The following is a 20,758-nucleotide window of genomic DNA, read 5'->3' on the forward strand; positions in this document are numbered from 1 at the left end:
GGCTGCCAATATAGTGCAGGCTCAGGAGCCCACCATGACCCACCCCGCACCCCCCGAGGGCGCCGAAGAGATGCCGCAGGCCACTCGCCTGGACGATGTCCGCATCCGCGAAGTGCGGCCGCTGATCTCGCCCGCGCTGCTGCAGTACGAGCAGCCGGCCGACGACCAGGTGCAGGCGTTCGTCGAATCGAGCCGCGCGCAGGTGGCGGATGTCGTGCACGGCCGCGATCGCCGCCTGCTGGCCATCGTCGGGCCGTGTTCCATCCACGACGCGGGCCAGGCGCTGGAATACGCGCAACGCCTGCATACCCTGGCGGACACGCTGCGCGACGACCTGCTGCTGGTGATGCGCGTGTACTTCGAGAAGCCGCGCACGACGGTGGGCTGGAAGGGCTACATCAACGACCCGCGGCTGGACGGCACGTTCCGAATCAACGAGGGCCTGCGCCTGGCGCGCGGCCTGCTGCTGGACATCGCACGCATGGGGCTGCCGGCGGCCACCGAATTCCTGGACCTGCTCAGCCCGCAGTACATCGCCGACCTGATCAGCTGGGGCGCCATCGGCGCGCGCACCACGGAGAGCCCGAGCCACCGCCAGCTCGCCTCCGGCCTGAGCTGCCCGATCGGCTTCAAGAACGGCACGGACGGCGGCGTGCAGATGGCCGCCGACGCGCTGGTGGCGTGCAGCGCTTCGCATGCGTTCATGGGCATGACCAAGATGGGCCAGGTCGCGATCTTCGAGACCGCGGGCAATGGCGACTGCCACATCATCCTGCGCGGCGGCACCCCGGGGCCGAACTACCGGGCAGCCGATGTCGCCGCCGCCGCTGCGATCCTGCGCAAGGCCAGCGTGCTCGAGCGTGTGATGGTGGACTGCTCCCACGCCAACTCCGCCAAGGACTGGCGGCGCCAGCCGGAGGTGGCGCGCGACATCGCGCGGCAGGTCGCCGCCGGCGAGGAGCGGATCCTGGGCGTGATGATCGAGAGCCACCTGCAGGCGGGCAAGCAGGACCTGAAGCCCGGTGTTCCGTTGGCGCCCGGCGTATCCATCACTGATGGCTGCATTGGGTGGGACGAAACGGAGGAAGTGCTGCGCGAGCTGGCGGCAGCCTCACGCAAGCGCCGGAGCATTTGAGGGTTACGGGAGCGGACAGCCGGACGCAGAAGTCACAAAAGTTACGCAGAAGTCGCAGAAGGACATCCAAAACCCTCTTTGGTTTTTTCTGCGTCTTCTGCGTAGTTTCTGCGTCTTCTGCGTCCGGTATCCGGATTCAACTCACATGTTGCGCCGATACTGCCCGCCCACCTCGAACAGGGCGCTGGTGATCTGCCCCAGCGAACACACGCGCACCGCGTCCATCAGCACTTCGAACACGTTGCCGTTGTCCATCACCGCCTGCTGCAACTTCTTCAGCATGGCCGGCGCCTGCGCCGCGTTGCGGGTGTGGAAGTCGTGCAGCCGCTTCAACTGGCCCTGCTTTTCTTCCTCGGTGGAACGCGCGAGCTCCAGCTTCTGCGCGACGGCATCGCCGTGCGGATTGCGGAAGGTGTTCACGCCGATGATCGGCAGCTCGCCGGTGTGCTTGAGCATCTCGTAGGCCATGCTCTCGTCCTGGATGCGCCCGCGCTGGTAGCCCGTCTCCATCGCGCCGAGCACGCCGCCGCGCTCGGCGATGCGCTCGAATTCCGCCAGCACGGCCTCTTCCACCAGCTCGGTGAGCTCGTCGATGATGAAGGCGCCCTGGCTCGGGTTCTCGTTCTTCGCCAGGCCCCACTCGCGGTTGATGATCAGCTGGATCGCCATCGCCCGGCGCACGCTGTCTTCCGTCGGCGTGGTGATCGCCTCGTCGAAGGCATTGGTGTGCAGCGAATTGCAGTTGTCGTAGATCGCGATCAGCGCCTGCAGCGTGGTGCGGATGTCGTTGAACTGGATCTCCTGCGCGTGCAGGCTGCGCCCCGATGTCTGGACGTGGTACTTCAGCTTCTGGCTGCGCTCGTTGGCGCCGTACTTGTCCTTCATCGCCACCGCCCAGATGCGCCGCGCCACCCGGCCCAGCACCGTGTATTCCGGGTCCATGCCGTTGCTGAAGAAGAACGACAGGTTGGGCGCGAAATCGTCGACGTGCATCCCGCGCGCGAGATAGGCCTCCACGAAGGTGAAGCCGTTGGACAGCGTGAAGGCCAGTTGCGAGATCGGATTGGCGCCGGCCTCGGCGATGTGATAGCCCGAGATCGACACCGAGTAGAAGTTGCGCACGTCATGGTGCACGAAGTACTGGGCGATGTCGCCCATCACCTTGAGCGAGAACTCGGTGGAGAAGATGCAGGTGTTCTGGCCCTGGTCCTCTTTCAGGATGTCGGCCTGCACCGTGCCGCGCACGTTGGCCAGTACCCATTCGCGGATCTTCGCGGCCTCGGTGTCGGTCGGCTCGCGGCCGTTGTCGGCGCGGAACTTCTCCAGGTTCTGGTCGATGGCGGTGTTCATGAACATCGCCAGGATCGTCGGCGCGGGGCCGTTGATCGTCATCGACACGGAGGTCGCGGGGTCGCACAGGTCGAAGCCGGAGTACAGCACCTTCATGTCGTCCAGCGTGGCGATCGAGACGCCGGAGTTGCCGACCTTGCCGTAGATGTCCGGCCGCGGATCGGGGTCGTTGCCGTACAGCGTGACCGAATCGAAGGCCGTCGACAGCCGCTTGGCCGGCATGCCGGCCGACAGCAGCTTGAAGCGGGTGTTGGTGCGGAAGGCGTCGCCTTCGCCCGCGAACATGCGCGTCGGGTCCTCGTTCTCGCGCTTGAAGGCGAAGGTGCCCGCGGTGTAGGGGAAGCTGCCGGGCACGTTCTCCAGCATCAGCCACTTGAGGATCTCGCCATGGTCCTCGTACTGCGGCAGGCTGACCTTGCGCACGGTGGTGCCGGAGAGCGACTGCCAGGTGAGCTTGGTGCGGATCTCGCGATCGCGGATCTTCACCACGTACTCGTCGCCTGCATACGCCTTCTGCATGTCGGGCCACTGCTTGAGCAGGTGCAGCGCGTCCTTGTCCATGCGCGACAGGCGCTGGCCGGCCAGGTCGAGGGAAGCTTCGGCGGCGGGAGCCCGGTTCGGCTTCTCCTCCTTGAGCATGCGCGCCGCTTCCTTGAGTTGCTGCACCTCGCGCGCCAGCGTCACCTGCGCGCGTACGCGCTGCTTGTAGCCGCGCACGGTGTCCGAGATCTCCGCCAGGTAGCGCGTGCGTGCGGCGGGCACCACCGGCGTCTGGTTGGTGCTGTGGCGTACGGCCACCGCCGGCAGCCGACCCTCGCGCACAGGCAGGCCCAGTTCTGCGAGTCGCGGCTTCACCGCCTGGTACAGCGCGGTCACGCCGTCGTCGTTGAAGCGCGCCGCCATGGTGCCGAACACCGGCATCTCGTCGGGCCGCTTGCCCCAGGCCTCGCGGTTGCGCTGCACCTGCTTGGCGACGTCGCGCAGTGCGTCGGCGGCGCCCTTGCGGTCGAACTTGTTGATGGCAACGAACTCCGCGAAGTCCAGCATGTCGATCTTCTCGAGCTGGCTGGCCGCGCCGAATTCGGGCGTCATCACGTACATCGGCACGTCCACGTGCGGCACGATGGCCGCATCGCCCTGGCCGATGCCGGAGGTTTCCACCACCACCAGGTCGAAGCCGGCGGCCTTGCAGGCGGCGATCACGTCGGGCAGCGCCGCGGAGATCTCGCTGCCGAATTCACGCGTGGCGAGCGATCGCATGAAGACCCTGGGACCTTGCTGCCAGGGCGCTATGGCGTTCATGCGGATGCGGTCGCCCAGCAGCGCGCCTCCCGTCTTGCGACGGGAAGGATCGATGGAGATGATGGCCACGCGCAGGTTGTCGTCCTGGTCCAGGCGCAGGCGGCGGATGAGTTCGTCGGTGAGGGACGACTTGCCGGCGCCGCCGGTTCCGGTGACGCCCAGCACGGGCACCTTCGCCGTGTCGGCCTGCATGCGCAATGCCTGCATCAGCGAGGCGTCGGCGGTTCCGGCCTCGACGGCGGTGATCAGCTGGGCCAGCGAGCGCCATGCCTCCTGCGTTTGGCCCTGGATGGCCTGCAGCGTCGTCGGTGCGTGCGGCGAAAGATCGCGGTCGCAGCGCATCACCATCTCGCCGATCATTCCGGCCAGGCCCATGCGCTGCCCGTCTTCTGGGCTGTAGATGCGGGCGACGCCGTAGTCCTGCAGCTGCTGGATCTCGGAGGGCACGATCACGCCGCCGCCGCCGCCGAACACCTGGATGTGCGCGCCGCCGCGTTCGCGCAGCAGGTCCACCATGTACTGGAAGTACTCCACATGGCCGCCCTGGTAGGAGCTGATGGCGATGCCCTGCACATCCTCCTGCAGCGCCGCGGTGACGACGTCGTCGACGCTGCGGTTGTGGCCGAGGTGGACGACCTCCGCGCCCATGCCCTGCAGGATGCGCCGCATGATGTTGATGGCCGCGTCGTGGCCGTCGAACAGGCTGGCAGCGGTGACGAAGCGCACCTTGTGCGTGGGGCGATAGCTGGCGAGCGCCTTGAATTCGGCGGACAGGTCGGTCATGGGAATTGTCTCCGGGGAGACCGGAGCCTAATTGACGTTTACGTCAACGTCAACTTGAACCCGGCAAAAGGGCGGCCGCGGCCGCCCTTCTTCCCGCCGGCCCGGCCCTTACTTGCCGTAGAGGTAGTTCGGCAGCCACAGGGTGAGCTGCGGCCAGATGTACATCAGCACCATGCAGATGATCACGATGAACATGTACGGCATCATCCCCGCGAAGATCTGGTTGATCGTCACGTGCGCCGGCGACACGCCCTTCAGGTAGAAGGCCGACATGGCCACGGGCGGCGACAGGAACGCGGCCTGGAGGTTCACGAAGACCAGCACGCCCCAGAGCATGGGATCGATCTGGAAGTGCTGCAGCAGCGGCAGGAAGATCGGCACGAAGATCACGATGATCTCGGTCCACTCCAGCGGCCAGCCCAGCACGAAGATGATCGCCTGGGACAGCAGCATGAACTGGATGGGTGACAGGTCGAGGCTCAGCACCCAGCGCTCGACCAGGGCCTGGCCGCCCAGGATGGCGAACACCGCGGAGAAGATCGCGGAGCCGACGAACAGCCAGCACACCATCGACGTCGTCTTGGCCGTGAGGAACACGGCCTCCTTGATCTTCTGCCAGGTCAGCGTGCGGGCCTGCCACGCCATCAGGAACGCGCCCGCGGCGCCGACGGCCGCCGACTCCGTGGCGGTGGTGATTCCGAACAGGATGACGGCCAGCACCACGAAGGTCAGGATGGCCAGCGGCATCACGGAGGAGGTCAGCATCCGCAGGATCTCGAACTGCTCCGCGTCGAAGCGCCGGTAGTACCAGGCCAGGAGCGCCGCGGCCAGCGCGCAGGCGATCCAGAAGCCCGTGTAGAAAGCCTGGGGCACCGGCGGCGGGCCGTCGTCCGTCACCGTGTTCAGGCTGCGCGCACCGTCGCCCGAGCCCGGCGGTTCCCGGACCCCGTTGTCCGACTGGGCGCCCGGGGGCTCCTTGAGCGCATCGGTGTCGCCGGGAGGCTCCCGCAGGGCGGACGATTCCGCCGGCGGTTCCTGCAGGCCACCGGCAGCCGGCGGCTCCTGCAGGCCGGCCGACGCGGGCGGTTCCTGGACCCCCCCGGTGGCCGCGGGCGCTGCCGACGTGACCGCCGGCGCGTCCACCATCGGCGGCGGCTCCGTCTTCTGCGAGTAGATCACCACGTACCACCAGACGGTGCCGAGAATGACCAGCATGAGGATCAGCGGGACAAACGCGGTGACGAGCGAGCCCAGCAGCGCCCCGCGGCGCACCGGCCGCCCGCCGTCGCCGACGAGGGCGCGGCGCGGCACGGCGATCGCCCGCATCAGGGAAGGCAGCACGCGGCGGGAGTAAGTCGCCGAGAGCTGGTCCAGCCAGCCGGGGATCGGCACCCGCTGCTGCTCCGGCGGCAGCTTCGGCGCGATCTTCGGGTTGATCATCACCCAGCCGATCACGTAGATCAGGTACAGCAGCGCCAGGAAGAAGCCGGGGAACATCGCGGCCGCGTACAGCTTGACCACCGACTGCCCGGCCACCGCCGCGTACACGATGATCATGACCGAGGGCGGGATCAGGATGCCGAGCGTGCCGCCGGCCGTGATCACGCCGGCTGCCAGTCGCGTGTCGTAACCCGCATTGAGCATGGGCCGCATGGCGATCACGCCCATCAGCACGACGACGGCGCCGACCAGGCCCGACGCGATGCCCCAGAAGGTGCAGATGATCAGCGTGGTGACCGCCAGCGAGCCGGGCAGGCTGCGGAAGGCGAGCTGCACGCTGTGGAACATCTTGTCCACCAGCGCGCCGCGCTCCATCACGTATCCCATGAGCACGAACAGCGGGATGGAGATCAGCGTGTCGTTGTTCATCGCCCCGAAGGCGCGCTGCACCATCAGGTCGAACACCCGGTTGTCCCAGAAGTGGACGTTCGGGTCGTAGAAGGCGACCCATCCGAACATGATGCCCAGCCCCATGAGCGTGAACGCGGTGGGGAAGCCCATCATGATCACCACGATGATCAGGATCAGCATGGTCAGCCCCAGGGCCGACTCGCTGATGAAGGGAAAGAGCGCGCTCATTTACTCCTGCTCCATGCGCTGGCGCGCCATTTCGTCGATGTTCCTGGAGCGGGCGATCGCGTCCCTCTTGGCGGCCTCGTCCACGTACGTGCTGCTGGCGAGCTGCTGCTCCACCACGTCGATCTCCTGCGCGTCCTTCAGCCGGGGCGTCCATGCGCCGGTGCGAAGGCACACGATGCAGCGGACGATCTCCGAGATGCCCTGCACCAGCACGACGGCGCCGGCGAGCGGGATGAAGAACTTGAAGGGGTAGATCGGCAGCGGCGTCGCGTTGAAGGTGGTCTCGTGCATGCGCAGCGAGTCGCCGAAGTAGATCCAGCCGGCCCACGTGAGGGCAAGGATTCCGGGCAGGAAGAACACGATGTACAGCGCGAGGTCGATCGCGGCCTGCCGGCGCGGCGGCATGCTGCCGTACAGGAAGTCGCCGCGCACGTGGCCGTCGTGCGCCAGGGTGTAGGCGCCGGTCATCATGAAGAGCGTTCCGTACAGCATGTTGCTGACGTCGAAGACCCAGGCCGTCGGCATGTTCAGGATGTAGCGCTTGAACACCTCCACGCACACCAGCAGCATCAGCGCCACGATCAGCCAGGCGAAGGCCTTGCCGATCCAGGTGCTGAATGCGTCCACGCCCTGCAGCAGTTTCTCGGTTGTCATCGTTCGATTCGCGTCCCCTCCGGTTGCAAAAACGGCCAGCGGGGGGAGGGTTCCCCCGCTGGCCGGCTGGCGGACGCGAGGTCCGGTCAGGCCTTCTTGGGCTGGGCCTTGGCGAAGTAGCGGTTCCAGGCCATCTTGAAGTCGACCATGTAGTCGTTCTGCCACTGGCCGGCGCGCTCGGCGAAGGCCTTCTGCGAGTCCAGCACCTTCTTGAAGTGCGGGTTGTCGGTCTGCTTCTTGGCGATGACCTTGTCCCAGGCGTCGAGCTGCGCGCGCAGGATGGAGTCGGGCGTCTTGTAGAAGTTGACCTTGTCCTTGGTCTTCAGTTCGATGTAGTCCTTGGAGTTGCGGTCGATCGCCTTCCAGCTCATGTCGGCGCTGGCGGCCTGCACGGCGTAGTCGATGATGGCCTTGAGCTCCGCCGGCAGGGCGTTGTACTTGGTCTTGTTGAACAGGATCTCGAACTGCTCGCCGGACTGGTGGAAGCTTTGCAGCATGCAGTTCTTCGACACGTCCTGGAAGCCCAGGGCGCGGTCGGAAGATGCGTTGTTGAATTCCGCCGCGTCGATCAGGCCACGATCCAGCGCCGGCACGATCTCGCCACCGGGCAGCGGGTTCACCGCCGCGCCCAGTTCGGTGAAGATGTCCACGGACAGGCCCACGGTGCGGAACTTCAGTCCCTTGATCTGCGCCACGTTGGACACCGGCTTCTTGAACCAGCCCAGCGGCTGCGTGGGCATCGGGCCGTACAGGTAGGAGACCACGTCCATGTTGATGGACTTGTAGATCTCGTCGAGCAGCGCCTTGCCGCCGCCGTAATAGTGCCAGGACAGGACCATGTTGGGATCCATGCCGTACGCCGGGCCCGAACCCCAGAGCGCCAGCGCGGAGTTCTTGCCGTAGTGGTAGGCCACCACGCCGTGGCCGCCGTCGAGCGTGCCCTTGTTCACCGCTTCCAGCAGCTGGAAGGCGGGCACGACGGCGCCGGAGGGCAGCACCTCGATCTTCAGGCGGCCACCCGCCATGTCGTTGACCTTCTTCGCGAAGTCGTTGGCGTACTCATGGAAGATGTCCTTGGCAGGCCACGTGCTCTGGAAGCGAAGCGACGTGGTCTGTGCGACAGCGACCATGGGAGCGGACATCGCGCCCGCGGCAACTGCGGCGCCCTTGAGCAAACTGCGGCGGCGCGGGGTCTTGGGATCGGACATGGGGGGTCTCCTTGACGTTGGAATGGTTAGCAAGCTATCTTTGATTCCGGTTGGTGAACCGGTAATAGGGTTTACGCGGAGCGGCGCCGCGGAAGGCGCTCGTTTCCTGACGTCTGGCTGTCTGCACCTGAGCAGCGCCCTCGTCACTCTGTTCCGGGACTCGTACGGTACGCTGGCAAAATCGCCCGCATGAATGCTGTCCCGTCCTCAACCGGCGACCAACCCCGGCCTGCCCAAGGCTACGCCGGCGACGTGTCTCCGGAGCTGGCCTGCCGCTGGTGGCAGGCGGGTGACGCCGTGCTGGTGGACATCCGCACGGACGCCGAGCGCGACTGGGTGGGTTTCATCCCGGGCGCCCTGGCGCTCGAGTGGAAGCATTGGCCCGGCATGGAGATCGATCCCGGCTTCGGCGAGAAGCTCAAGGCGATGGTGCCCGCCGGCAAGAAGGCGGTGCTGATGTGTCGCAGCGGCGTGCGATCCATCGCCGCTGCCAGGCGCGCCACCGAGGTCGGCATCGAGGCGTACAACATCCTCGAAGGCTTCGAGGGCGATCCGGACGAGCAGGGCCACCGCAACAAGAAGGGCGGATGGCGCATGCGCGGCCTGCCCTGGCGCCAGGGCTGAGCCCGGCGCTTTCATCAACGAAGACAAGGTTCCATCCATGGCAGTCAATCTCGGCGCCCCGCGCGCGGACTCGCTGCACCCGGTTTCCGGCGTGCGCATCGGCGTGGTGGAGGCCGGCATCCGCAAGGCCAATCGCAAGGACCTCACGGTGTTCCTGCTCGATGCGGGCGCGGCGGTGGCCGGCGTGTTCACGAAGAACCGCTTCTGCGCCGCGCCGGTGCAGGTGTGCCGCGAGCACCTGTCCGGCGGCGACATCCGCGCGATGGTGATCAACACCGGAAATGCGAACGCGGGCACCGGCCAGGACGGCCTCGTGCGTGCGCGCACGACGTGCATCGCGGCGGCCCAGGCGCTCAACCTGGCGCCCGAGCAGGTGCTGCCGTTCTCCACCGGCGTGATCATGGAGCCGCTGCCCGTGGACCGCATCGAGCGTGGCCTGCCGGCCGCCATCGCCGATGCGCAGCCGGGGCACTGGCTCAAGGCCGCGGAGGGCATCATGACCACCGACACCCTGGCCAAGGCGTTCAGCCGGCAGGTGAAGATCGATGGCGCCACCGTCACCGTGACCGGCATCAGCAAGGGCGCCGGAATGATCCGCCCCAACATGGCGACGATGCTGGGGTTCCTGGCCACGGACGCCAAGGTGGATGCGGCGCTGTTGCCGAAACTTGCATTCGACCTGGCTGAGGGTTCGTTCAACCGCGTCACCGTGGATGGCGACACGTCCACCAACGACTCCTTCATCGTCATCGCCACGCAGCAGGCGAAGCATCCGCCCATCACGTCCTTCGATTCGCCGGCCGGGCGTGTGTTGGAGGACGCGATGCTGGAGGTGTCCCGCCTGCTCGCGCAGGCAATCGTGCGCGACGGCGAGGGCGCCACCAAGTTCATCACCGTGCGCGTGGAAGGCGGCAAGGACGCGGCCGAGTGCCGCAAGGTGGCCTACGCCATCGCGCATTCGCCGCTGGTGAAGACCGCGTTCTTCGCCAGTGATCCGAACCTGGGCCGCATCCTGGCGGCGGTGGGTTACGCCGGCATCGACGACCTGGACCAGGCCGGCATCGAGCTGTTCCTGGATGACGTCCACGTCGCCACGCGCGGCGGCCGCAACCCGTCGTACCGCGAGGAGGACGGGCAGCGCGTGATGAAGCAGCAGGAGATCACGGTCCGCGTCGGCCTCGGCCGCGGCACGGCCGCCGACCAGGTGTGGACCTGCGATTTCAGCCACGAGTACGTGACCATCAACGCCGACTACCGCTCATGACATCGAATTTCGACGCGCTCATCGCGCGTGCCACCCAGCTGCTGGACCGCATCGAGGCGATCCTGCCGCAGCCCCTGACCGCGCCCGACTGGAACGCGGCGATCGCCTGGCGCTACCGCAAGCGCTCCAGCGGGCATGGCGTGATGGAGCCGGTGAAACACGTGGCGCCCATCTCGCTGGACGACCTGAAGGAGATCGACCCGCAGAAGGAGAAGATCCAGCGCAACACCGAGCAGTTCGTGCAAGGGCATCCGGCCAACAACGTGCTGCTCACGGGCTCGCGCGGCACGGGCAAATCCTCGCTGATCAAGGCCTGCCTGAATGCGTACGCGAAGCAGGGCTTGCGGCTGATCGAGGTGGACAAGGCCGACATGGTGGACCTGCCCGACATCGTGGAGGTGGTCGCCGGGCGGCCCGAGAAGTTCATGATCTTCTGCGACGACCTGAGCTTCGAGGAGGGCGAGCCCGGCTACAAGGCGCTGAAGTCCATCCTCGACGGTTCCGTCGCCGCCGCCACGCCCAACGTGCTGATCTACGCCACCAGCAACCGCCGCCACCTGCTGCCCGAGTACATGAAGGAGAACCTCACGTACACGCACACCGAGGACGGCGAGGTGCATCCGGGCGAGGTGGTGGAAGAGAAGATCTCGCTGTCCGAGCGCTTCGGCCTGTGGGTGAGCTTCTATCCCTTCAGCCAGGATGAATACCTGCACATCACGGCGACGTGGCTGGCGCACTTCGGCGTGCCGCCCAAGGACGTCGAAGCGGCGCGGCCGGAGGCGCTGGTGTGGGCGCTGGAGCGCGCATCGCGCAGCGGCCGCGTGGCCTACCAGTTCGCGCGCGATTACGCGGGCCGGCATCACGCGTGAGTCCGCTGCTCGTCGCCGACGGTGACCGTCCGCGCGAAGGCGGGCCGGACCGCAAGGAAGTCGAAGTCGCGGTTGGCGTGCTGCTGCGCCCTGACGGTGCTTTCCTGTTGACGTCGCGTCCGCCCGGAAAGGTGTACGAAGGCTATTGGGAGTTCCCGGGCGGCAAGGTCGAACCCGGCGAAAGCGTGGAGGAGGCGCTACGCCGCGAGTTGCAGGAAGAAATCGGCGTCCTGATCGGCGCCGTGCACCCCTGGCGCGTCGAACGCGTCGACTATCCCCACGCGCTGGTGTGCCTGAACTTCTGCAAGGTCCACGACTGGACCGGAGAGCTGCACATGCATGAAGGCCAGCAGTTCGCGTGGCAGCAGCTTCCCGTCACGGTGCAACCGGTGTTGCCGGGGACTGTGCCCGTCTTGAAGTGGTTTGCGGAGGAACGAGGGTTCGGGGGCGCGACCTTCTAAACCCAACAACCGGACGCAGAAGGCGCAGAAGTTACGCAGAAGTCGCCGAAGGACTTCCAAAAGAATGTTTTCTTTTCCGCGTCTTCTGCGTAACTTCTGCGCCTTCTGCGTCCGGCTGTCCCGAATTACTGCTCCTTCGGATCCCCAAAAGGCAGATCATCCGGCGGCGATTCGTCGGGAACGCGGAAAGACTCGCTCGCCCACGCCCCCAGGTCCATGTTCTTGCAGCGCTCGCTGCAGAAAGGCCGATACGGATTGCTGGGCGCGTAAATGCTGTCGCCGCTGCAGGCCGGGCAGCGCACGATGCGGGGCTTGTCGGCACGGGTGGCCATGGGAGACCTCAGGCGCAGAGGGTGAGTTCGAAGGTGGTGTTGTCGGTGCTCGGCACCAGCCGGTCGGCCTCCTGCCGCATCAGGCGCACGGAGACGATCAGGCGGTTGCCGCTGATCTCGGGCACGAGGCCCAGCGTGGGATCGATGCGCAGGCGCAGCAGCTGGAAGGTGCGGCCCTGCGGCAGGTTCTGCTGCAGCTGGCCGCCGCTGGCCATCACCTTCTGCGGCGCGCCCGAATCGCGGAACAGCTTGAGCAGCACGTGGACCGATTCCGCCAGCGGCGCCAGCGTGCCGGCCCAGCGCTCCAGGTCGGCACGGCGGTCATCGGCGGGATGGTGCTGCCACGCATAGTAGGCGGGCAGGTCGAACTCGCACGTCCCACCCGGGATGCCCGCGCGGCTGCGGATGCTCATCAGCCACTCGTTCTCGGTCAGCGAGTTGCCGGCCCGGCCGGCCGTGCTGTTGACGCTGTGGAAGCACGACTCGATCCTGCCGACGACCTCGTCGAGCACCGATTCCTCGACGCCGGGATTGCCGCGGTAGGAATTGAGCTGCTGCTTCTGCCGCTCCAGGTCCTTCAGCACGTCCGACTTCAGGTCCGCCCGCGCGGCGACGTCCATCACTTCGAAGATGGTGGAAAGCGCGTAGTGGTGGTCCAGCGGATGGCTGCGCGGAATGAGCTCCCCGAGGCGGCGGAAGAGGTGTTCGAGCCGCAGGTACGTGCGGATGCGTTCGTTGAAAGGGTATTCGTAGAGGATCACGCGGGCGCCATCATAGCCCGAAGGATCGCGCCACCTGTTCCACTTCGTTGCGCAGCTGGCCCAGCGTCAACCCCTCGTTGCAGATCACTACATCCGCGGCCGCCAGCCGCAACGCGCGCGGCGCCTGGGCGGCGATGATGGCCCGCACGGCGTCCGGCGCCAGGCCGCTGCGCGCCGTGACGCGGGCCACCTGCGTTTCGGGCTCGCAGTCGACCACCAGCACCCGATCGACCTGCGACCGCCAGCGGCCGGACTCCACCAGCAGCGGGATGTCGAACACGATGCAGCGCGCGCCGGCGGCAACCGCGGCCCCGACCTGGCGCTCGATTTCCGCGCCGACCAGCGGGTGGATGATCTGCTCGAGCTCGCGGCGGGCGTCGGGCTGCGCATAGGCGCGTTCGCGCATGCGATCGCGGTCCAGCGCACCGGCAGGCGTGATGAAGTCGGCGCCGAATTTCTGCGCGATCGCCGCAATGGCCGCGCCACCCGCAGCGGTGGTCGCTCGCGAGATGGCGTCGGCGTCGATGGGCACCGCGCCCAGCTCGCGCAACATTTCCAGCACGGTGCTCTTGCCGCTGCCGATGCCTCCGGTGAGGCCGATGCGGGCGGCGGCCACCATCGCTCCCGTCAGCGCGCCCCGAAGGGGAAGGCGAAAGGCAGCAGCGCCGGCACGGCAGCCGGGCTGAGCACCAGCGTGAGCAGCCCGGCGCCCGCGAGGTACGGGCCGAAGGGCATGGGGATGTCCTTGTTCGCCAGCTTGCCGACGAGCAGCAGGATGATGCCGATCACCGCACCGACGACGGAGGACAGCAGGATGATGGCCAGCAGGTACTCCACGCCCAGCCAGGCGCCCAGCGCCGCCAGCAGCTTGAAGTCGCCGTAGCCCATCCCTTCCTTGCCGGTCGCCAGCTTGAACAGCTGGAAGATCGACCAGAACACCAGGTAGCCGAGCGCGGCACCCCACACGGCGGACTTCAGCGGGATGCTCCAGCCGACCGCCGACACCAGCAGGCCGAGCCAGAGCAGGGTGTAGTTCAGGTCGTCGGGCAGGATCTGCGTGTCCATGTCGATCAGGAACAGGCAGATCAGCAGCGCCGCGAAGGCGGCCCACGCGGCCGCCTGCAAGGTCAGGCCGAAGCGGGCGCCGCACAGCGCAAAGAAGGCGGCCGTGACCAGCTCCACCACCGGGTAGCGCATGCTGATCGAGGTGTGGCAACCGGAGCACTTGCCCCGCAGCGCGAGCCAGCTCACCACCGGGATGTTCTCGTACCAGCGGATGCGGTGGCCGCAGTGGGGGCAACGCGAAGCCGGCACGACCAGGTTGAAGGGGTCCTCCGGCTTCGGCTCCTGACCGGCGAATTCCGCGCACTCGGCGGCCCACTGCCGCTCCAGCATCTTCGGGAGGCGGTGGATCACCACGTTCAGGAAACTGCCGAACAGCAGTCCAAGGACGCCGGCGACCGCCGCGTCCATGGCCCAGTCCGCGCCCATCAGACGACGGAACCCAGCTTGAAGATGGGCAGGTACATCGCCACGACGATGCCGCCGATCAGGCCGCCCAGGAACACGATGATCATCGGCTCCATCAGGCTGGACAGGCCGGCCACCATGTCGTCGACCTCGGCCTCGTAGAAGTCCGCGGCCTTGCCCAGCATGTGGTCGATGGAGCCGGACTCCTCGCCGATCGCGCACATCTGCAGCACCATCGACGGGAACACGTTGGTATTGATCATCGCCGCCGTCAGGCTGGTGCCGGTGGACACCTCCTGCTGGATCTTCATGGTCGCGGCTTCGTACACCGAGTTGCCGGAGGCGCCGCCGACGGAGTCGAGCGCTTCCACCAGCGGAACGCCGGCAGCGAACATGGTGGCGAGCGTTCGCGTCCAGCGCGCGATCACCGACTTGTAGACCAGGCTGCCGAACAGCGGCAGCTTGAGCATCAGGCGGTCCATGAACATCTGCACCTTCTCGCTGCGCTTCCAGGCCTGCATGAAGAAATAGAAACCGCCCCCGAGGGCGCCGAAGATGAGCCACCAGTAGGCGACGAAGAACTTGCTCATGGCGATCACGAACAGCGTCGGCGCCGGCAGGTCGGCGCCGAAGGACTTGAACACTTCCTCGAACGCCGGGATCACGAAGATCATGATCACCGTCACCACCACGAAGGCCACCACGACCACCGAGATGGGGTACATCAGGGCCGACTTGATCTTGGACTTGATCGCCTCGGTCTTCTCCATGTAGGTGGCCAGCCGGTCCAGCAGGCTTTCCAGGATACCCGCGGCTTCACCCGCTTCCACCAGGTTGCAGTACAGGTTGTCGAAGTACAGCGGGTACTTGCGGAAGGCGGCCGACAGCGAGGTGCCGGTCTCGACGTCCTGGCGGACGTCGTTGAGCAGCTTCGTCACGCTGGCGTTGGCGTTGCCGCGGCCGACGATGTCGAACGACTGCAGCAGCGGCACGCCGGCCTTCATCATGGTCGCCAGCTGGCGGGTGAAGATGGCGATGTCCTTCGGCTTGATCTTCTGGCCGCCGCGCATGCGCCGCTTCTTGATCTTGGTCGGATTGACGCCCTGCCGCCGCAGCGAGGCCATCACCTGGTTCTCGCCGGCGGCGCGCGTCTCGCCGCGCACCTGCTTGCCGTTGCGGTCCTTGCCTTCCCATTCGAAGACGAACTCGGAGACCTTGGTTGCTGCTGTGGCCATTGGGGGGTCCTCTTCTGCTTCCCTGCGCTTATTCGTTGGTGACGGCCAGTACTTCCTCGAGGGAAGTCAGGCCCAGCTTCACCTTGTGCAAACCCGATTCACGCAGGCTTCGCACGCCTTCCACCTTGGCCTGCTTGGCGATCTCGAGCGCGCTGCCGTCGGCCAGGATGATGCGCTGCATGTCCTCGCTGATGGGCATCACCTGGTAGATGCCGACGCGGCCCTTGTAGCCGTTGTTGCACGCCGAGCAGCCCACCGGCTGGTAGGGCGTCCAGCTGCCGTCGACGTCCGCTTCCTGGTAGCCGGCTTCGATCAGCGTTTCGTACGGGATGTCGAAAGGCTGCTTGCACTGGCCGCAGAGGCGCCGCGCCAGGCGCTGCGCCGTGATCAGGATCACCGAGGACGCGATGTTGAAAGGCGCGATGCCCATGTTGCGCATCCGCGTGAGCGTGGTCGGCGCGTCGTTGGTGTGCAGGGTCGACATCACCAGGTGGCCCGTTTGGGCGGCCTTGATGGCGATGTCGGCGGTTTCCAGGTCGCGGATTTCGCCGACCATGATGATGTCCGGGTCCTGCCGCAGGAAGGCCTTGAGCGCGACGCCGAAGGTGAGGCCGGCCTTGTCGTTCACGTTGACCTGGTTGACGCCGGGCAAGTTGATTTCCGCCGGATCTTCCGCGGTGGAGATGTTCACGCCGGGCTTGTTCAGCAGGTTCAGGCAGGTGTACAGCGACACCGTCTTGCCCGAGCCGGTGGGGCCGGTCACCAGGATCATGCCGTAGGGGCGCTCGATGGCCTTGAGCAGGCGCGCCTTTTCCTCGGGCTCGTAGCCGAGGGCGTCGATGCCCAGGCGGGCGCTGCTCGGATCCAGGATACGGATCACGATCTTCTCGCCGAACAGGGTGGGCAGCGTCGAGACCCGGAAGTCGATCACGCGGTCGGCGCTGATCTTCAGCTTCATCCGGCCGTCCTGCGGCACCCGCTTCTCGGAGATGTCCATGCGGGAGATCACCTTGATGCGGGAGGCCAGCTTGTCCTTGATGGCCACCGGCGGCGAGGCGATCTCGCGCAGTTCGCCGTCGACGCGGAAGCGCACGCGGTAGGTGTGCTCGAAAGGCTCGAAGTGCAGGTCCGATGCGCGGGCGCCAATGGCGTCGAGCAGCATCTTGTGCAGGAACTTGACGACCGGGGCGTCCTCGACGTCCGACGTGGCGCCCTTGTCGTCGTCGTCCGCCGCGCCGGTGTCGATCGTCGACTCGTCGAATTCGAAGTCGTCGCCGATGATGCTGTCCATGGCCTCGGTGGCCGTGGTGGCGTGCAGCTCCACCGTCTTGGACAGCTTGTCGTATTCGGCGATGACCCAGTCCACGCCCATCTGCGTGGCGAACTTGATCTTTTCGGCCGCCTGCTGGTCGGACGGGTCCGCCGTGGCGACGATCAGCCGGTTGTTGCGCTTGGACAGCACCACCACGCGGTAGGCCTGGCAGATCTTGGTGTCCAGCAGGCCGCGCGGCAGCCGCTGCAGGTCGACCACGTCCAGGTCCAGCAGCGGCGCGCCGAAGGCCGACGACATGGTGTGGGCCAGGTCGGACGGCGACACCGCCCCCGAACCGGTCAGTTCCGCAATGAAGCTCGTCCGGTTGGATTGCGCCTTCCGGTAGATGTCGTCGGCGGATTTCTGGCCCAGTTTGCCCGCCGACACCAGCGCGCGGCCCAGCCCCGGCAGGGCGGACGCTTCAACGGCGGGATCGACGGCAGCCATGGATTCCGATCAGCAAGTACTACTCCATGCCCTTTGCGGGCTGCTGCCATCATCACCAAAAGCTGAGTTCCTGTAAATGATCCGCGCCCCCGCGGGGGCCGGGCAGTTGGTAGGAAGTCACGACCGTGCGCAGACGGTCACTCTCGGGGCACGAGCGGTATGTCGGGGCGGAAACGAAAAAGCCCCGGTGAAGGGGCTTCAGGTGTCATGCGACGATGGAATCCTGGTCGGGGTGAGAGGATTCGAACCTCCGGCCTCTACGTCCCGAACGTAGCGCTCTACCAGGCTAAGCTACACCCCGATGGTGCTTGCGGTGCGCCGCGATGCCTCGACCGGTGAACCGGCCTCAGTTGCGACGTTGCAGCAGCGAAGCCGCCAATTGTACCAAAGCCTGAGCATGCGGATTCACCGGCAGCTGTGCAGCGGCTGACATCGCGCGTCGCGCTTCGGCGGCGGCGGCCTCCTGCGCCACCTCGAGGGCGCCGGTTTCGCGCACGATGGCGCTGATGCGGTCCAGTTCCTCCAGCGCGCCGGTCTCGATGGCATGCCGGATCAGCGCGCGCTGCTCCGGCCGGCCCCGGCGCATGGCGGCGATCAGGGGCAGCGTGACCTTGCCTTCGCGCAGGTCGTCACCGAGGTTCTTGCCCATCTCCTCGGGCGCGCCGGCGTAATCCAGCACGTCGTCGATCACCTGGAAGGCCGTGCCGAGCGCCTGCCCGTAGTCGGCGCAGGCCCGTTCGATCGCCGGCGGCGCCTTCGCCAGCACGGCTCCCAGCCGCGCACTGGCTTCGAACAGCTTCGCGGTCTTGGAGCGGATGACCTGCATGTAGGCGGCTTCGTCGAGCTCGGGGTCGTGCATGTTCATCAGCTGCATGACCTCGCCCTCGGCGATGATGTTGGTTGCCTCGGCCAGGATCTCCATCACGCGCACGTCGTGCGCGTCCAGCATCATCTGGAAGGCCCGGGAGTAGAGGAAGTCGCCCACCAGGACGCTGGCGGGGTTGCCGAAGCTTTCGTTGGCGGTGGCTCGGCCGCGGCGCAAGGTGGACTCGTCGACCACGTCGTCGTGCAGCAGGGTGGCCGTGTGGATGAACTCCACCACCGCGGCGAGGTTGTGCCGCTGCTCGCCCCGGTAGCCGAGCGCGCCGCACACCAGCAGCAGCAGGGCAGGGCGCAGGCGCTTGCCGCCGGAAGAGATGATGTAGCGCGACACCTGGCCCACGAGCGGAACGCTCGAGGCGAGCCGCCCGGCGATCACGGCGTCGACTTCGCCCATGTCATCGGCGATGAGGCTCAGGACAGAGGCGGCGCTGGGGGAGGGATCGGTCAAGGAGGGGTCCGGCGAATGGGCCGATTATAGAAAGCCCCCCTCCGGCTGCTGCCGGTGGCGGCCCGCGGCTTGTGAGTGACCGCAAACAATGCTATAGTCTTGGGCTCTGCGGAAATCCGTCCGGCAGGGATCGACGGCCCCCGAAGGGCCATCCATTTGTGAGGTCAAACCATGTACGCGGTCATAAAAACCGGTGGCAAGCAGTATCGCGTTGCTTCCGGCGATAAGATCAAAGTAGAACAGATTGCTGCGGACATCGGCCAGGAAATCACGATCGACCAGGTGCTCGCAGTCGGAAACGGCGGCGACCTGAAGATCGGCGTCCCCCTGGTATCCGGTGCCACGGTCAAAGCCACCATCCTGGCGCACGGCAAGCACGAGAAGGTGCGTATCTTCAAGATGCGTCGCCGCAAGCACTACCAGAAGCACCAGGGTCACCGCCAGCAGTACACCGAACTGCAAATCGGCGTGATTGCCAGCTAAGGAGAGCGGGAAATGGCACAGAAAAAAGGCGGCGGCTCGACGCGAAACGGGCGTGATTCCCAGCCGAAGATGCTGGGCGTCAAGGCCTTCGGCGGCGAACTCATCAGCGCCGGCTCCATCATCGTGCGCCAGCGCGGCACCAAGTTCCATCCCGGCGTCAACGTCGGCCTGGGCAAGGACCACACGCTGTTCGCCCTGGTGGACGGCCACGTGAACTTCCAGGTCAAGGGTTCGCTGAACAAGCACACGGTCAACGTGACCCCGGTGGCTTGAGCTAAGCTCAAACCACGGACAAGAAGCCCCGACTTGTCGGGGCTTCGTCTTTTGTTCACTTCAGATTCGCCTTCGGCAACTCTGAAGTGGTCTGACCAGTGCGAAGAGGACCGGCAAAGCCGGATCCTCTCCGCAAGGGAGACCGGACGGCGCGATGCGCCGTCCGGTCTGGGTACACGGTGAGGACCGCGCGGAATAACATGCAGCGCGGTCCCGCCTGTGAAGAGGAACCGGCTTTGCCGGTCCTCTTCACACTGATTGGCAACTTTGAAAAGTCGCCGCAGGCGACTTTTCAAAGTTAAGGATTATGAAATTCGTTGATGAAGCTTTCATCGACATCGCCGCGGGCGATGGGGGGAACGGCTGCGTCTCGTTCCGCCACGAGAAGTACAAGGAATTCGGCGGGCCCAACGGTGGCGACGGCGGCCGGGGCGGCCACGTGTGGGCCCTGGCGGACCCGAACCTCAACACGCTGGTGGACTACCGCTTCTCGCGCCGGCACCACGCGCGCGGCGGCGAGCACGGCATGGGCTCGGACATGTTCGGCGCCATGGGCGACGACATCGTGTTGAAGATGCCGGTGGGCACCATCATCACCGACGCGGAAACCGGCGAGGTGCTGTACGAACTGCTGCAGCCGGGCGAGAAGATCATGATCGCCAAGGGCGGCGACGGCGGCTTCGGCAACATGCGGTTCAAGAGCTCGATCAACCGGGCACCGCGGCAGAAGACCCCGGGCTGGCCGGGCGAGAAGAAGAACCTGAAGCTCGAGCTGAAGGTGCTGGCCGACGTCGGCCTGCTCGGCATGCCCAACGCCGGCAAGTCCACCCTGATTTCGGCCGTCTCGAACGCGCGGCCGAAGATCGCCGACTACCCCTTCACCACGCTGCACCCGAACCTGGGCGTGGTGCGCGTCGGGCCGGAACAGAGCTTCGTCCTCGCGGACGTGCCGGGCCTGATCGAGGGCGCCTCCGAAGGGGCGGGTCTCGGCCACCAGTTCCTGCGCCATCTCCAGCGCACCCGCCTGCTGCTGCACGTGGTGGACCTTGCGCCCTTCGACGACGCGGTCGACCCGGTGCAGCAGGCCAAGGCGATCGTGCAGGAGCTGAAGAAATACGACAAGAAGCTGTTCGACAAGCCGCGGTGGCTGGTGCTGAACAAGCTGGACATGGTGCCGGCGGACGAACGCGCCGCCCGCGTGCAGGACTTCGTCAAGCGCTTCAGGCACAAGGGGCCGGTGTTCGAGATCAGCGCGCTCACCCGCGAGGGCTGCGAGCCCCTGGTCAAGGCCATCTGGAAGCACATCCAGTCGCTGCAGATCGCCGAGAACGCGCCGGTGGAAGTCGACCCCCGCTTCTCGGGCAGCGACAATCCGGCTTCATGAGC

At 66.5% G+C, this 20,758-nt stretch carries 19 protein-coding genes and 1 tRNA gene; 8 read left to right on the forward strand and 12 right to left on the reverse strand.

What is annotated here, in order from left to right; genetic code table 11:
- Nucleotides 1-34 precede the first annotated feature (34 nt).
- Nucleotides 35-1,135 carry a 3-deoxy-7-phosphoheptulonate synthase gene (locus WG902_RS13250; protein ID WP_340060559.1) on the forward strand — a complete coding sequence of 367 codons (1,101 nt, stop codon included), beginning with the start codon at nucleotides 35-37 and terminating at the stop codon, nucleotides 1,133-1,135.
- Between the two features lie 141 nt (nucleotides 1,136-1,276).
- Here the strand turns inward: WG902_RS13250 and icmF are convergent, their stop codons facing one another.
- The 4 genes from icmF to WG902_RS13270 all read right to left on the reverse strand — a co-directional run bounded on the left by icmF (nucleotide 1,277) and on the right by WG902_RS13270 (nucleotide 8,511).
- A complete protein-coding gene (icmF, locus tag WG902_RS13255; protein WP_340060560.1) occupies nucleotides 1,277-4,570 on the reverse strand; it encodes a fused isobutyryl-CoA mutase/GTPase IcmF in 3,294 nt (1,097 codons plus the stop codon).
- A 108-nt stretch (nucleotides 4,571-4,678) separates the two neighbouring features.
- Nucleotides 4,679-6,649: a TRAP transporter large permease gene (locus tag WG902_RS13260; RefSeq protein WP_340060561.1), complete on the reverse strand. Its 1,971-nt coding sequence runs from the start codon at nucleotides 6,647-6,649 to the stop codon at nucleotides 4,679-4,681.
- Nucleotides 6,650-7,303 (reverse strand): TRAP transporter small permease subunit, encoded by a 654-nt coding sequence (locus tag WG902_RS13265; RefSeq protein ID WP_340060562.1) that lies wholly within the window; start codon nucleotides 7,301-7,303, stop codon nucleotides 6,650-6,652. It lies immediately after the preceding gene.
- 86 nt (nucleotides 7,304-7,389) lie between these two features.
- Nucleotides 7,390-8,511: a TRAP transporter substrate-binding protein gene (locus tag WG902_RS13270; protein WP_340060563.1), complete on the reverse strand. Its 1,122-nt coding sequence runs from the start codon at nucleotides 8,509-8,511 to the stop codon at nucleotides 7,390-7,392.
- A 189-nt stretch (nucleotides 8,512-8,700) separates the two neighbouring features.
- On the opposite strand from WG902_RS13270, the gene WG902_RS13275 reads away from it, so the two are divergent.
- The 4 genes from WG902_RS13275 to WG902_RS13290 are packed head-to-tail and all read left to right on the forward strand — an operon-like array spanning nucleotide 8,701 to nucleotide 11,729.
- Nucleotides 8,701-9,135, forward strand: a complete 435-nt coding sequence (locus WG902_RS13275; protein ID WP_340060564.1) for a rhodanese-like domain-containing protein — start codon at nucleotides 8,701-8,703, stop codon at nucleotides 9,133-9,135.
- Between the two features lie 37 nt (nucleotides 9,136-9,172).
- Complete coding sequence (gene argJ, locus WG902_RS13280) at nucleotides 9,173-10,399, forward strand: bifunctional glutamate N-acetyltransferase/amino-acid acetyltransferase ArgJ (protein WP_340060565.1); 1,227 nt, start codon at nucleotides 9,173-9,175, stop codon at nucleotides 10,397-10,399.
- Nucleotides 10,396-11,268, forward strand: a complete 873-nt coding sequence (locus tag WG902_RS13285) for an ATP-binding protein (protein ID WP_340060566.1) — start codon at nucleotides 10,396-10,398, stop codon at nucleotides 11,266-11,268. The genes argJ and WG902_RS13285 overlap by 4 nt, the downstream gene beginning before the upstream one ends.
- 5 nt (nucleotides 11,269-11,273) lie before the next feature.
- Nucleotides 11,274-11,729, forward strand: a complete 456-nt coding sequence (locus tag WG902_RS13290; RefSeq protein WP_340060898.1) for an NUDIX domain-containing protein — start codon at nucleotides 11,274-11,276, stop codon at nucleotides 11,727-11,729.
- Between the two features lie 125 nt (nucleotides 11,730-11,854).
- On the opposite strand, the gene WG902_RS13295 is transcribed toward WG902_RS13290, so the two are convergent.
- The 8 genes from WG902_RS13295 to WG902_RS13330 form a co-directional block, all read right to left on the reverse strand.
- Nucleotides 11,855-12,061 carry a DNA gyrase inhibitor YacG gene (locus WG902_RS13295; RefSeq protein ID WP_340060567.1) on the reverse strand — a complete coding sequence of 69 codons (207 nt, stop codon included), beginning with the start codon at nucleotides 12,059-12,061 and terminating at the stop codon, nucleotides 11,855-11,857.
- A gap of 8 nt (nucleotides 12,062-12,069) precedes the next feature.
- Nucleotides 12,070-12,822, reverse strand: coding sequence for a cell division protein ZapD (gene zapD / locus WG902_RS13300; RefSeq protein WP_340060568.1), 753 nt, complete (start codon nucleotides 12,820-12,822; stop codon nucleotides 12,070-12,072).
- 10 nt (nucleotides 12,823-12,832) lie between these two features.
- A complete protein-coding gene (coaE, locus tag WG902_RS13305; RefSeq protein WP_445263687.1) occupies nucleotides 12,833-13,441 on the reverse strand; it encodes a dephospho-CoA kinase in 609 nt (202 codons plus the stop codon).
- 8 nt (nucleotides 13,442-13,449) lie between these two features.
- Complete coding sequence (locus WG902_RS13310; RefSeq protein ID WP_340060570.1) at nucleotides 13,450-14,313, reverse strand: prepilin peptidase; 864 nt, start codon at nucleotides 14,311-14,313, stop codon at nucleotides 13,450-13,452.
- A complete protein-coding gene (locus tag WG902_RS13315; RefSeq protein ID WP_340060571.1) occupies nucleotides 14,313-15,527 on the reverse strand; it encodes a type II secretion system F family protein in 1,215 nt (404 codons plus the stop codon). The genes WG902_RS13310 and WG902_RS13315 overlap by 1 nt, the downstream gene beginning before the upstream one ends.
- 28 nt (nucleotides 15,528-15,555) lie before the next feature.
- The gene (gene pilB, locus WG902_RS13320) at nucleotides 15,556-17,286 is read right to left on the reverse strand and encodes a type IV-A pilus assembly ATPase PilB (RefSeq protein WP_340060572.1); all 1,731 of its coding nucleotides are present in this window, start codon (nucleotides 17,284-17,286) and stop codon (nucleotides 15,556-15,558) included.
- Nucleotides 17,287-17,510: 224 nt separating this feature from the next.
- Nucleotides 17,511-17,587: transfer RNA gene (locus WG902_RS13325), tRNA-Pro, on the reverse strand.
- Nucleotides 17,588-17,632: 45 nt separating this feature from the next.
- Nucleotides 17,633-18,616, reverse strand: coding sequence for a polyprenyl synthetase family protein (locus WG902_RS13330; RefSeq protein ID WP_340060573.1), 984 nt, complete (start codon nucleotides 18,614-18,616; stop codon nucleotides 17,633-17,635).
- A gap of 171 nt (nucleotides 18,617-18,787) precedes the next feature.
- On the opposite strand from WG902_RS13330, the gene rplU reads away from it, so the two are divergent.
- From rplU to cgtA, 3 genes are all read left to right on the forward strand, one after another.
- Nucleotides 18,788-19,099, forward strand: coding sequence for a 50S ribosomal protein L21 (gene rplU / locus WG902_RS13335; protein WP_340060574.1), 312 nt, complete (start codon nucleotides 18,788-18,790; stop codon nucleotides 19,097-19,099).
- Between the two features lie 12 nt (nucleotides 19,100-19,111).
- Nucleotides 19,112-19,372, forward strand: a complete 261-nt coding sequence (rpmA, locus tag WG902_RS13340; RefSeq protein ID WP_340060575.1) for a 50S ribosomal protein L27 — start codon at nucleotides 19,112-19,114, stop codon at nucleotides 19,370-19,372.
- 307 nt (nucleotides 19,373-19,679) lie between these two features.
- The gene (gene cgtA, locus WG902_RS13345) at nucleotides 19,680-20,756 is read left to right on the forward strand and encodes an Obg family GTPase CgtA (protein WP_340060576.1); all 1,077 of its coding nucleotides are present in this window, start codon (nucleotides 19,680-19,682) and stop codon (nucleotides 20,754-20,756) included.
- Nucleotides 20,757-20,758: the final 2 nt, after the last annotated feature.

It is taken from the genome of Ramlibacter sp. PS3R-8, from assembly GCF_037572435.1.
Taxonomy (GTDB): domain Bacteria; phylum Pseudomonadota; class Gammaproteobacteria; order Burkholderiales; family Burkholderiaceae_C; genus Ramlibacter.